Annotated in this window: 15 protein-coding genes; 2 read left to right on the top strand and 13 right to left on the bottom strand. The window is 30.0% G+C overall.

The window, feature by feature from the left end; translation table 11 throughout:
* Nucleotides 1–127: 127 nt before the first annotated feature.
* The 5 genes from Q428_RS12510 to Q428_RS12485 all read right to left on the bottom strand — a co-directional run bounded on the left by Q428_RS12510 (nt 128) and on the right by Q428_RS12485 (nt 4,657).
* Nucleotides 128–949, bottom strand: a complete 822-nt coding sequence (locus Q428_RS12510) for a purine-nucleoside phosphorylase (protein WP_035381443.1) — start codon at nt 947–949, stop codon at nt 128–130.
* A gap of 12 nt (nt 950–961) precedes the next feature.
* Nucleotides 962–2,131, bottom strand: coding sequence for a phosphopentomutase (locus Q428_RS12505; protein ID WP_035381441.1), 1,170 nt, complete (start codon nt 2,129–2,131; stop codon nt 962–964).
* A gap of 97 nt (nt 2,132–2,228) precedes the next feature.
* Entirely contained in the window at nt 2,229–3,107 is an 879-nt protein-coding gene (gene xerD / locus Q428_RS12500; RefSeq protein WP_035381440.1) for a site-specific tyrosine recombinase XerD, read from the bottom strand.
* A gap of 312 nt (nt 3,108–3,419) precedes the next feature.
* The gene (gene spoIIM / locus Q428_RS12490) at nt 3,420–4,061 is read right to left on the bottom strand and encodes a stage II sporulation protein M (RefSeq protein ID WP_035381436.1); all 642 of its coding nucleotides are present in this window, start codon (nt 4,059–4,061) and stop codon (nt 3,420–3,422) included.
* A 65-nt stretch (nt 4,062–4,126) separates the two neighbouring features.
* A complete protein-coding gene (locus tag Q428_RS12485) occupies nt 4,127–4,657 on the bottom strand; it encodes an NUDIX hydrolase (protein WP_035381435.1) in 531 nt (176 codons plus the stop codon).
* Between the two features lie 91 nt (nt 4,658–4,748).
* On the opposite strand from Q428_RS12485, the gene mciZ reads away from it, so the two are divergent.
* Nucleotides 4,749–4,904 (top strand): Z-ring formation inhibitor MciZ, encoded by a 156-nt coding sequence (gene mciZ, locus Q428_RS15510; RefSeq protein WP_161633631.1) that lies wholly within the window; start codon nt 4,749–4,751, stop codon nt 4,902–4,904.
* On the opposite strand, the gene Q428_RS12480 is transcribed toward mciZ, so the two are convergent.
* The 4 genes from Q428_RS12480 to steA form a co-directional block, all read right to left on the bottom strand.
* Nucleotides 4,896–5,957, bottom strand: a complete 1,062-nt coding sequence (locus tag Q428_RS12480) for a DUF3866 family protein (RefSeq protein WP_035381433.1) — start codon at nt 5,955–5,957, stop codon at nt 4,896–4,898. The two genes, mciZ and Q428_RS12480, sit on opposite strands and share 9 nt — an antisense overlap.
* Nucleotides 5,944–6,549 carry a hypothetical protein gene (locus Q428_RS12475; protein ID WP_152539133.1) on the bottom strand — a complete coding sequence of 202 codons (606 nt, stop codon included), beginning with the start codon at nt 6,547–6,549 and terminating at the stop codon, nt 5,944–5,946. Before Q428_RS12475 ends, Q428_RS12480 begins: the two co-directional genes overlap by 14 nt.
* 230 nt (nt 6,550–6,779) lie before the next feature.
* On the bottom strand, nt 6,780–7,424 hold the full coding sequence (locus Q428_RS14675; protein WP_051515162.1) for a glycosyltransferase family 2 protein: 645 nt from the start codon (nt 7,422–7,424) through the stop codon (nt 6,780–6,782).
* Nucleotides 7,421–8,425, bottom strand: coding sequence for a putative cytokinetic ring protein SteA (gene steA, locus Q428_RS12460; RefSeq protein ID WP_035381427.1), 1,005 nt, complete (start codon nt 8,423–8,425; stop codon nt 7,421–7,423). Before steA ends, Q428_RS14675 begins: the two co-directional genes overlap by 4 nt.
* Nucleotides 8,426–8,588: 163 nt before the next feature.
* Between steA and Q428_RS12455 the strand changes: the two genes are divergently transcribed.
* Nucleotides 8,589–8,789 carry an alpha/beta-type small acid-soluble spore protein gene (locus Q428_RS12455; protein WP_035381425.1) on the top strand — a complete coding sequence of 67 codons (201 nt, stop codon included), beginning with the start codon at nt 8,589–8,591 and terminating at the stop codon, nt 8,787–8,789.
* A 465-nt stretch (nt 8,790–9,254) separates the two neighbouring features.
* Here the strand turns inward: Q428_RS12455 and Q428_RS12450 are convergent, their stop codons facing one another.
* From Q428_RS12450 to spo0A, 4 genes are all read right to left on the bottom strand, one after another.
* Nucleotides 9,255–10,301, bottom strand: a complete 1,047-nt coding sequence (locus Q428_RS12450) for a YncE family protein (RefSeq protein WP_035381423.1) — start codon at nt 10,299–10,301, stop codon at nt 9,255–9,257.
* A 2-nt stretch (nt 10,302–10,303) separates the two neighbouring features.
* Entirely contained in the window at nt 10,304–11,068 is a 765-nt protein-coding gene (locus Q428_RS12445) for a hypothetical protein (protein WP_152539132.1), read from the bottom strand.
* A gap of 271 nt (nt 11,069–11,339) precedes the next feature.
* Nucleotides 11,340–11,861 carry a tyrosine-type recombinase/integrase gene (locus Q428_RS12440; RefSeq protein ID WP_051515161.1) on the bottom strand — a complete coding sequence of 174 codons (522 nt, stop codon included), beginning with the start codon at nt 11,859–11,861 and terminating at the stop codon, nt 11,340–11,342.
* 149 nt (nt 11,862–12,010) lie between these two features.
* Nucleotides 12,011–12,814, bottom strand: a complete 804-nt coding sequence (spo0A, locus tag Q428_RS12435; protein ID WP_035381421.1) for a sporulation transcription factor Spo0A — start codon at nt 12,812–12,814, stop codon at nt 12,011–12,013.
* Between the last annotated feature and the right edge of the window lie 15 nt (nt 12,815–12,829).

The raw sequence follows: 12,829 nt of genomic DNA, 5'->3' as shown, positions 1-12,829 counted from the left end.
CCTAAAATACATCACTATTTTGTTTTATTTTTCCGCATATTCAAAAATTATATACAAATTAATCCTAAGACCTCAAACCAAAATTAAAGAAGTAAACAAAAGGTGCCAGGCACCTTTTGTTTACTTCTTATATTCTGCTTACTATTCCCTTAACTAATGACTTAAATTTATCCTTAACTTTTTCTGAGGTTTCCATAACTTCCTGATGATTAAGTGGTTGCTCCAGTATTCCTGCTGCCATGTTAGTAATGCAGGATATTCCTAGAACTTTCATTCCACTATGGTTTGCTACTATGACCTCTGGAACTGTAGACATACCTACAGCATCGGCACCAAGTATTCTACACATTCTTATTTCTGCAGGTGTTTCATAACTTGGTCCAGTCATCATTATGTAAACACCTTCAACAACATCGATTTCCTTTTCCTCTGCTACTTTTTTTGCAATTTCAATTAAATCACTGCAATATGGTTTTGACATATCTGGAAATCTAGGTCCGAACTCATCTAAGTTTCTACCTATTAGAGGGTTAGTTCCTGAAAAGTTAATATGATCCTTAATAATCATTAAGTCTCCAGGTTTAAAGCCAGTATTTACCCCTCCAGCTGCATTGGTAACAATAAGGTTCTTTATTCCAAGCATGTGCAATATTCTTATTGGGAAAGTAACCTCCCTCATTGCATAGCCTTCATAAAAATGGAATCTCCCCTGCATCATTAAAACTGTTTTACCTTCTAACTTACCGTATACAAACTGCCCTGCATGACCTGCTACAGTAGAAACAGGGAAATTAGGTATATCGCTATATTTAATTACTACCTTTTCTTCAACCTCGTCTGCAATTGAACCTAAGCCTGAGCCTAAAATAAGTCCTACCTCAGGAATATCATTAATTTTTGATTTAATATATTCTAAAGCATCCTTCATCATTATCATTTCCTTTAACATTTGCATATCCTCCTATAGTATTTCCTTTGCAAAGCTGGTTCCTTCGATATCGTTTTCTATTCCTAATAATTCACCAATTGTTTTTCCTATATCAGAAAAAGATGTTCTTGTTCCTAAATTTATACCAGGCTTAATCATTTTACCATATACTAATATAGGAATGTATTCCCTTGAATGATCTGTACTTTCAGTTGTAGGGTCACACCCATGATCTGCAGTTATTATTAACAGTTCATCATCTCTAAGATTTTCAATTATCTCTGGTACCCTGTTATCAAATTCTTCTAAAGCCTTAGCATATCCAGCTATATCATTTCTGTGACCATATTGCATATCAAAATCAACCAAGTTTGTAAAAATAAGTCCTTTTGAATTTTCCTTCATAAACTCAAGGGTCTTATCTACACCATCCATATTATTTTTTGTATGCACTGCCTTTGTAATTCCATATCCTCCATAAATGTCTTCTATCTTACCAACAGCACAAACATCTAAACCATTATCAGCTATGTAGTTTAATATTGTTTTTTTAAATGGTTTTCTTGAAAAATCTTTTCTGTTAGATGTTCTCTTATATTCTCCACTCTTACCAATAAAAGGTCTTGCTATAACTCTTCCAACTCCATGTTCTCCTACCAGTATTTCTCTGGCTGTCTCACACATCTCATAGAGTTTATCTAAGGAAATAACCTCCTCGTGGGCAGCTATCTGAAATACACTGTCAGCTGATGTATATACTATTGGATATCCAGTTTTTACATGCTCATCCCCTAATTCTTCTATTATGGCTGTACCTGATGCTGGTTTATTTCCAAGTGTTTTTCTTCCAATTCTCTTTTCAAATTCCTTTATTACTTCGTCAGGAAATCCATCAGGATAAGTCGGAAAAGGCGTCTCAAGGATAAGACCTGCTATTTCCCAGTGTCCTGTTGTTGTATCTTTTCCCTTTGATTTTTCCAATGATCTACCATAACAACCTAATGGATTGCTAACTGGATTAAACCCCTCTATCCCATCAATATTACCCAAACCTAATTTCTGCATATTCTTTAAGTTAAGTCCGCCTAAATGTTTGGATATGTTCCCCATAGTATTACTGCCACTATCACCATATAGTTCAGCGTCAGGAAGCTCTCCAATTCCTACACTATCAAGTACAATCAAAGTAACCCTGTTAATCATTGTTTCATCCCCTTTTACATAAAAGTATATAATTTTGATATCTTTATATATTTTTAGAATATTATTATATCTTAAAAACAAAAAAATAAAAAGGGCATTATGCCCTTGGATGCGACTTTTTATAAACATCACTTATTCTATTTTTCACCATTTCAGCATATATCTGCGTTGTTGATAAATCAGAATGCCCTAGCATCTGCTGAACAGATTTTAAATCAGCTCCATTTTCAATTAAATGCGCAGCAAAGGAATGCCGTAAAGTGTGGGGAGTTATTTCTTTTTCAATACCTGCTAAAGCTGCATAGTTTTTAACTATTTTCCAAAATCCCTGCCTTGTAATCCTCTCACCATGGAAATTTAAAAATAAAGCTCTTTCATCTCTATTTTTTAAGAATTTTTTTCTGAATTCCTTCAGATAAACATTTAAAGATTCCAATGCTATTCTACCAATAGGTATAATTCTCTCTTTATTTCCATTACACTTAATATACCCTAATTCCAAATTCACATCCTCAACATTTAATGAAACTAGCTCAGTCACCCTGATACCAGTTGCATACAACACCTCAAGCATAGCTTTGTCCCTGGCTCCCTTTGCATCTATACTCTTTGGAAGTGCCAAAATTTTTTCAACTTCTTCAATAGATAGAATCTGAGGAGTCTTTTTCTCAATTTTAGGTGTTTCTAAATTTAAAGTAGGATCATTTACAATTATGCGATTTCTGATTAAAACATGATAAAATGATCTGACTGAGGCCAAACTTCTTGATATTGAAGATGTCGCTTTTCCCTGTTTCTGCAAATATAATATATAGGCAATGATATTAGTTCGTTTGACGTTCTTAAAATCAAGATTGTTTTCAGATAAGTAAGTCAGAAACTGTTTAATATCTCTAGTGTAGGATTCAATTGTATTTTTACTTAAATTTTTATTGGACGTCAAATTCCCAATAAAGTCACCTATTACCTTATCCATTTAAAAAATCCCCTTCACGTCAATCTTAAATTTATATATTCAACAAAAAAACAAATAATCCTTCATTCAGATGTCAAAAATTAATATTTTATATAATAATTTAAAGATAATAGAAAATATACTCTTTTGCCTATTTACATTTATCATGACAAATGTACTGTTTCCCTCTAGAAGTTCATCCTTTATAAAAAAGATATTACTTACCAAAATGTTAAATAAATATGGTAATAAAACTCCAAATAAAAACAGAATAAAAAATATCTTAAAATAAAGACATATCCCTTTCTTATTTGTTCTCATGCCAACACCCCATCAGTGAATAGTCATATAAGTTGAAAGACTTTTTAATAAAAAAGGAGAAATATATGCCTCAACAAAGCTACCTATACACATTAGTAGAAAAAGAGAAAATATTGTAAAGGAATATGAAGCCATGTTATTTTTTAGACTGTTTCTAAAACTGCTTCCATATCTTCTTCTATAAATACCAAGGGAAAAGCCTATACTTGATACTGAAATAGCTAAAAAACATGGCAGATAAATAATGTTTTGCGGAATCAGCGCTATAAAAGTTAACAATACCCCTTTCCATCCTAATCCCTGGATTAAAAAGGATATGGTAAATCCCAAAATAAACCCTTTAAAAGATGATATGATCAAAGTGAATGGTATACCTATTATAGTAATACCTAAAAGCCAAATCATCAATACTGAAAAAGCATTACTCCTTATAGCATGAAAAAACATGCTGGTGTTATTGATGCTTTCTTTGTCTATAATCTGAAAAAAATTATTTAAATAAGCCAAAAGATCCTGCTTCTGAGTATAATCTAATGCCTTTAGAGTAAAAGCCCCTGCAGCTAATCCAGTTGCAAAAAACAAAGTTACAATAAAATAAAGCCCAATGTTATATTTTACACTTTTAGATATACTCTGACTAAATGAATTAATCATAATACCCCTCCCCTTCTCATTGGTTTTTCATTAATCTATATGAATAGAGAAGGGAAATTATGAAATTAAAAAAATTTTTTAGCCATAAAAATACCTACTATAGATTTTGCATCTTTTATTTTTCCTTCATAAATCATATTTACAGCCTCTTCATATAAAATTGTTTCAACTTCAACAAATTCATCTTCATCAGTGTTTATCTTTCCTTCAACCATTTCATTACAAAAATATAAATACAGTTTTTCGTTACAATAACCTGGTGATGGATAAATTGTATGCATATGATAAAGTTTCAGTGGTTTAAAACCCGTTTCTTCCTCAAGCTCTCTAATGGCACAGTCTTCAGGTTTTTCATCTTTTTCAAGTTTACCTGCAGGAAGCTCAAATAAAATCTCATCAAATGGTTTTCTATATTGTTTAACCATCAATATTTCTTTTTTTTCATTTACTGCCAGTATGCAGACTCCCCCATTATGCTCAACCAATTCCCTGTATGAAGTCAAATCATCACCAATTTTGACCTTATCTTTTTTTACATTTATAACTTTTCCTTTAAAAATTACTTCTGTTTCTATTGTTTCTTCTCTATAAATCAATTTTTCACCACCTAACACATATTTTAAAGTAAATTGCATATTAATATAATACATAAATTTGGTAAATATAACAATACAAAGGAGTGTTATTATGAAAACAAATACAAATAACAAATCATTAATTTTATATGGAAAGATAAATGATGTTTTAGATTATTTAAAGGAATGTGAAAAAGAATACACCTATATGTATGAATTAATAAAGAGTTTTGAATCCCCTGCTTATAAAAAGACTAACTTAAATTAATGCAAACTCAGATGCAGCTCCACAATTTTCAAAGTATGCAGGATCATCATCATATCTTCTCCCCATAGAAACTCCATTTACTTTATAATATGCCATAGCTTCCCTTACACAAGAATTATTTATATATCTCACATGGTGTTTTAAAAAAATATCATGTGTTTTTATTTGTTTTGAAATTATCTCCCCTCCTATGGAGCTATATAAAGGAAAATATACGGGAAAATTTATGCACTTTAAAAAAGCTATGCTCTGTAAACTTATCCCATAATGTCTATCTCTCTTGTCAGCAAAACTGACTCTTGGTATAACAATCGGAACATTTCCCATTAAATTAACAGCATAAGCGGCAAAAACCAGTTCCAAAGATGAAAAACCGTAAAAGGTAGATGTTCCTGCTATACCTGGGCCACATGAGATAATTACGTAATCACTTCTTAAAATTTTAAAAGCAAAAATAATTGCAGTAAATATGTTTACTGATTCATAATCACCACCATAACATTCTCCACAGGTTATAACGTTATCAATTATCTTTTTTTCCTTTAATTCAGATAATGTATTGGAAAATTTTGCTTCTAAAGACCCTCCATAGCAATATATAAAACTTATTTTACAATCTGATTGCTTATATTTTAATACACATGCACCAGGTGCTATCATACTATGAAGTTTTGCAATCAATATTTTTTTACTGGACAAATCAACTGGAGAATCAAAATATTTTTTAAAAATATCCACCTCCTCGATTGTTTTTACTTTAAACTGATATGGTGTATATTTCATCTTTATAATATGCCCTGAACTTTTATTGAAATCAACATCATTATTTTTATTTGAAAGGTTATAATAAACAAAATGATAGCCTCCCGTTCCAAGAGACATTCTAAGGGCAATTGTATTCAAAACCACTCTATCACCTGTTCTACAGATTCCTGTATGGTTTATATAATTTAGTGCCACCTCACATTTTTCATTAACTTCAACTTCTAAAAATTGAACTCCATCTCTTTGAAGAATTATATTTTTAACTACACCCTGTTCAAGATTTAACATGATTACTTCCCTGTCTTTCCGTTAAAATTCTATCTACAAAATTTAGCATATTAAATCTCTGTATCAACTTTGTGTAAGAATATCTATCAAAATAAACTTCTAACAGTAATAAAGCAAACAGTATAAACAATAATTTAATAAATTCTAATGAGAAAACTTCCACAATTATCATTCCTATAATAAATCCTAACAAGTTAGAACCACTATCACCTAACATACAATAACCAAATGCATCAAAATAATAATAAACCATGAGTATTCCAATAGACACAACGTAAACATTATGGTTCCACTGAAAGGATTTGTAACTTAAAAAAAGTACAAAAACAAAATACAACTTTAAACATCTACCTGGTCTTAAATCAAAGACATTAAACAGATTAGAAAACAAAGCAACTATCAAACCCTTTAAAAGCCAATATTCTTCTTTAAAAATAAAGTATATATATGAAGCTATAATTATAATCCCAAAAGCCTTTATTATTCCTGTTGAAAAATTCCTTTTTAATAGAAGTTTAAAATTATTTTTTAGACCTTTAACTTCCTTTTTTCCAAACAAATCGTCGATTATACCAACAATATAAACACACAAAAGAGCTATAATAAAAAAAATAATTTAAAGAAAGATATATTATTTAATAAATAAGAAACGAACAATGATATTACAATACTGGTAAAAATAATAGTTCCTCCTGAATATGGAAGCTTAATATTTCTATAATTCATTTTTGTAAGATTAAATTTTTTAAATAAATAATTAGTTATAAAGATTGCCGGCAAGGTTATTACTGCTGAAATTATAAACTCCATGGAAACACTTCCTTATTTTAGAGTAAACCTTAAAACATCCATAAATTGTATCCCCCTGTGAATGAAACCAAATAAAGTTTTACCAGTTATTCTATGTGAAAATTTTGAATTTACAACTAATATTTTCCTCCTTTGATACAACAGATTAAGTGTTAAGGAAATTTCAAATGCAAATCTATCATCAAGGTCTTCCTTTATATTTTGTAATAACTCCCTTTTTATGAGCCTTATACCACTTAACGTCCAATCGATTTCAAAACCGGTTCTTTTTTTTACTATATATTTTGCAAAATTTCTTAAAAATCCAAAACCTCCACCTTTTATCACAGGATAAAATATGACGCAATCGTACTTATCAAGATAGTTGTTTATTTCATTTAATTCTTCTGAAATTCCATAAACATCTCCATCTACTAAAAAGACAAAATCACCTTTAGCATAGTCAAGGGCACGTTTTATTGAATATCCCTTTCCCATGTTTTTATTATTTTTTAAACATATAACATCCATGTATTTTTTTATCATTTCAAAGGTCTTATCCTTGGAACCATCATCAACAACAATTATCCTGTAATTACCAAACATTTTGATTTCATTGATTAAAGCATCTATGTTTTTCTCTTCATTGTATGCAGGAATTATGATATCAATTTTCATTTAAATACACCTGCTGTTATGGTAAACAAAAATCCTAGATACAAAGCAATAATAAAGGCTATCCAGACATAACTGAACTTAACATAATCTCTATTTACAAAGCTATTTTTTATGTCCGTTATCAGATGACTATAAAGAATTCTAATAAGAAGATAGCTTGATGCTCCACTTCTTCCTTTTTCAATAAATTCTTCAACACTTGTATGAAAACCAATAGTATAGATATGCATAACCTTTTGTTTTATACAATATAATAAAGCAGCATCCTCAGATGTACCTATACAGCTTATATAACCTTTATTTTTTAGTTCAGGTATCTTATCATCACTTGGGCATAAACCACTTAAATAACAATGAAGAAGAAAATTATCGCATTTTTCAATTGCCTTTAGACTTACGCTATCCATATCTCCAACAATTACGTCAGGCTTTATACCATGTTTCAGTGCTATGTCTGCTCCACCATCAACTGCTATAATCGTAGGGTTGTAGCTTTTTATGATATTTTTTGCAATAAGTAAATCTTCCCGTGTGTATCTACATCTGGAAAAAATTATAACTCTTTCTGATAGATTAAGTACCTTACCAGATAATTTAATATTATTTAATAATTCCTTTTCTCTTGACATGTAATGAACTGTATTTCTTAAAAAGTCATTGTATAGACATTTAATATCTTTAAATTCAGGAACACATTCCTTGTATAAAATATTTTTGTAAAACATATAACCTTTATATATTTTAACTTCACCTTCATCTTCAAAGTCTTCAAAGTAAAGCTTTGGCATAAATATAATATCTATGCCACTATCAATTAAAAGGCAGAGTCCACTGCTCCTATAAATCTGATCTACACAATTTATTATTTTTCTTATCTTTTTGTTTAAAATCATATATGCGGTAGCATAATCTATCATTTCCTGAGATATCAATATGTTGTCTGTTTTTTTAAAATCTTTTATTCCCTTAGTTAATTTCAGTTTTTTATATTGAACAAACATCCTATACACCTCATAGTTATTTTGCCTTTTTTTAGAAAAATTAAACATATTTATAAAAATATTGATTATTGTTTTTATATGCTTTTTTATCCTCTTATCACCTAGTATTTATCATTAAAAATTACACAGAATATTAGTACAATAGCAAAAGGAGGTCGATGCTATGAGCAGTAGAAATCAAACATTAGTTCCTGAAGCTAAAGGTGCTTTAAATAAATTTAAAAATGAGGTTGCTGAAGAAATAGGATTACACAACTATGATGAGATAGATAAAGGAGAGCTGCCATCAAGAGCAAATGGATATGTTGGTGGTTTAATGGTAAGGAAAATGGTTGAATCATATGAAAAGAAATTTAGCAAATAAATAGGCGGTGGGTTTTCACCGCCCTAATTTATTTAAATTTTTAAAAACAAAAATCCCTCTATTTGAAGATTTTAAACTACCATCAAATAAAAGGATTATTATACATTAAATTCATATCAAAATATTACTTTACTGTCTAGAAAATGTTAACCTAACTTATGTTTAAGTCTTAGCTTATCAGCAACCATAGCTATAAACTCACTGTTTGTTGGCTTACCTTTGTCGTTAAACCCTTGATTTTACAGTGTTTTAGAAATGTGCAAAACAGAGATTTCAAAGTTATTTATAGGTGTATATTCTGTATGTTTGTTGGTCTATTTGTTATAGTTATACTATCACATTTTTTCATTTATGCAAACTAGATAAATAAAAGCCTTTCTCCTGATAGCTCTTACACTACAAAGGAAAAAGGCTTCTACCTAAAATTTCATTTAATACAGTTGGTACATTTATAAAATATACTTTTTAGTTTGCGACTAGTATTTCCCATGGAGATTTTATGTTTTTAAATTCCTCTATTTTATTGTTAAATACTCTACATATCTTTCCATTTTTCCAATCAGAAAGATATACACTATCTCCTTCTACATTCATATCTTGAATTACCATTTGTTGATTACTAAATTCAAGTTCATCAACAATTTTATTTTTTATGGGGTCGAAAACTGTTATTCTATCAGCATACTTTTGGGATACTTCCCCATCACCATGAGCAATATATATTAAGTCATCTTTTGGATTTATCTTTATCTTATTGGGTGAAGGATACTTCATTTTAAATACATTTATTTTATTACTTTTTAAATCAATACAATATAAGTCGCTATTATGTTCTTTTTTGATAAAGGTTGTACCGTAGATTTTTCCATCATTGTATACCATACTTGTCAACGGGTATTTTAGAGGTATTGACTTTTTAACTTTTTTTTGCTTTAAATCAATAACATCAATGAAAGCTTTAGGATTTATAGGGTCATTATCAAACCCACTTGTTATCAACTCATTTTTATCCGTGAAAGTCATATCACTTCTTATATATTTATTGTAGGGTATAATACTTTCTTGAATGTCTTTTTCTGTATCTATAACTGTTATACAGTTTTCATTTGCTTTTGTTATGTTTCTTGTTTGTGATAGATACATTTTATTATCATATGGATTATATCTTAAAAAATCAAGTAATCCGTATTTAAGAGGAATTTCTTTTTTTATTTTATCTCCCTCAATAACAACAACTTTATTATATGCCATTTCTCCATCTTGAATGGCATATAATTTACCATTTTTCGCTAATTCCATATCAGCTAACCAAGGTATATCTATTTTTTTGAGAATGTTTTGCTTCTCATCTAACATTATTATCTGATTTTGACTTCGTACATAATATTTAGTTCCTATAACATCATTATCTTGAGTCAGGGAACACCCAGTTAGTGATAGCAATTGAAGGATTACAAATAGTGTTACTAAAAAAACTTTTATAAGTTTATAAGATTTTAATCTATGTTTCATTATTAGTCACTCCATGCAAATCGTTTTGTTACTGAACTATTTTGAACAGAAATATCATCCGGTAAGCAGAATGTGCCTTGATTATTATCAATTTCTAAATAGTTAACTGTGTAATATTCACCACCGACTGGTATTGTTGTAGTAGTTTTTCCCTTTGTTCCTTGTTCCCAAGATTTCCATGCCACTAAACTGCAATACATGTAATTTATACTGCTTTTATTTGCATTTTGTATGCTATAAGGTATCTGTTTTGAAAGTAAAGTTCTTGCATACGTTACAACATCGCCATTTCCGCTTATGTATTTATATGTTGTTATACCAATCGCTTCATCATAACCATGCATTTTAGTCCATGTTTGTCTTGTCATTCCTTGAGAAGGAGTTGCTGTTATAAAATTATCATAATATTTGTCATATAAACCAGCATGTCTCCAATAACCATATGTGCAGTAGCCATCATGGACTAATATCATATCTCCACTTGCAAAATATGTATGTGATATATTATTAGTACCTGTAGGAGCATTTGGTGATAAATCACGGGTACTTATACCACTTTTGTCACTTGATTTCATATCATAATCTATCTTTGCTATTTCTTGTTGTATTGCTTGACGTTCTTGCTCATTAGCTGGTTCGTCTATTTTTTCCAATAGGTGAAAATCTACCATGGTATTTTCATTTTGCTGATAATACTCATTCATACGTTTATTGATTTCTGCTTCTTCAATCTGTGTTAGAGATTTTTCATTCTCACTTGCATACACATAGTTGTTAAGATTACAACTTGAGATTAAAGATATGGCGCATATTATAGAAGCAATAATTTTTTTCATTTATAAGCCCCCTTATTTACAAAAATATTTTTTAACTCAATTGTGAATATTTTAACTTATTATCCTATATGTGCCGGCACAATACATATATTAAATAGAATTTTTTAAAACGTCAATCCATTATCAGTTAAATTTAACATGTAAATTATCCCATATAGCTTTTACATCAACCCATTTATATCCCCCCCACGACAAAGTATACTCACTGGATAATACCATAGTACCTTTTAACCACATTACTAAATATACAACCCTTTGTTGTATTGAGTGACTTAATCAGTCTTATAAAATCATTATCTGATATAAATTCCTTTGGCTTTCTTTCAGTTTTAACGAATTCAACTTTTTTCACAGTGTTTGTCTTTATCATTTTGGTGTCAAATAAAAAGTTGTAAAAAACCTTAATGTTCCTTATGTAGTTATTGATTGTAGCAGGTGAAATTTTCTTCCCTAAATCTCCCCTATTTGATGGCTTATTGATTTGCCTTGTAGTATCATCCGCAGTAATCGTGTATTTACCTCGCTCCTTTAGATATAAAACATATTGCCTTACAATTTTGTCATTAACCTTTGTAGCACATTCAATCTGTAATTCATCATAAAGGTATCTGGCAAAAAGTTTTAAAGTTGCTTCATAAGAAGCCATGGTTTTTCGAGATAAATCTTTACTCTCGCAGTAGTCCATAAAATCATCAATCTGCATATCAAATTTAGTTAACTTCATAAAAAAATCCTCCTAAATGTATGATGTTATATACCACCTACAAATAAAAGGATTTGTTGCACTGCTTTTAAAAAGTTTGTTGCACCAACTAATTCTTTTTGTGATTTTGACAAAAAGCGAACCGTGTGCAAACCGTTGATTTCACTGGCTTAACCTAACTTCTGTTTAAGTCTTAGCTTATCGGCAACCATAGCGATGAATTCGCTGTTTGTTGGTTTACCCTTATCGTTGTGAATTGTATATCCAAAAATTCTATTAATGGTTTCAACCTGTCCCCTTGCCCAGGCAACTTCAATAGCATGTCTTATTGCTCTCTCAACTCTACTTGCTGTTGTATTATATTTCTTAGCTATTGATGGATATAATTCCTTTGTTACAGCACTCAATAATTCAACATCGTTTACAACCATTTGAATAGCTTCTCTTAGATATAAATAACCTTTAATATGAGCAGGAACACCTATTTCATGTATTATACTTGTTATTTCAGCCTCAAGGGAATTTGATTTATTAAAAGTAGGTTGTTCTTGGACAATAAGTGTATTCCTTCTAACCTCATTAACACCTTGGCTTGATGAAAACATTTGTCTTATTCTCTTGATAAATATCTCCATGTCAAAGGGCTTCACAACATAGTATTCAGCACCTAAATTAATAGCTCTCTGGGTAATTTTATCCTGACCTACTGCAGATAGGACGATTACTTTAGGCATAGGTATATCTGTCATTGAATTTATTTTTTCTAATACTCCAAGTCCATCAAGATGAGGCATAATAATATCAAGAACGAGTACATGTGGCTGATAATTTGAAACTAATTTTACAGCTTCAATCCCGTCCTTGGCAACACCCACAACCTCAAAATCACTCTGTCCACTTAAATATTCACTTAGGATACTGGAAAATTCTTTATTGTCATCGGCAATGACTATTCTAATTTTTTCGTTTTCCATTAATTAACCTCCCCT

Origin of the sequence: Fervidicella metallireducens AeB (genome assembly GCF_000601455.1) — a bacterium.
Lineage (GTDB): Bacteria > Bacillota > Clostridia > Clostridiales > Caloramatoraceae > Fervidicella > Fervidicella metallireducens.
This window is presented reverse-complemented; position numbering and strand designations above follow the sequence as displayed.